This is a genomic window from Xenorhabdus entomophaga (assembly GCF_037996725.1).
Lineage (GTDB): Bacteria > Pseudomonadota > Gammaproteobacteria > Enterobacterales > Enterobacteriaceae > Xenorhabdus > Xenorhabdus khoisanae.
Genome location: NZ_JBBMXH010000572.1, coordinates 1 through 215 on the forward strand (window position 1 = coordinate 1; position 215 = coordinate 215).

Annotated in this window: 1 pseudogene; it reads left to right on the forward strand. The window is 46.0% G+C overall.

The window, feature by feature from the left end:
- Positions 1 to 110, forward strand: a pseudogene (locus AAC854_RS24105) (transposase); the annotation flags it as partial.
- Positions 111 to 215: the final 105 nt, after the last annotated feature.

The following is a 215-nucleotide window of genomic DNA, read 5'->3' on the forward strand; positions in this document are numbered from 1 at the left end:
CGCTTTCGCAAAAAATCCATATTATTCTGGATGGTGCGGGTTACCACCGAGCCGAGTTGGTGAAAGAGATGGCGTATGTCCTGAATATTGAATTGCATTACCTCCCGCCTTGTATCTTAAATGTAGGTTAAAATAAATACGATTAGATTTGGTGCGGTGTATGCAGCCTGATGCCGCCTAGGGTTCCTAGCCCGTCTGTAAGCGATTGGCGCATA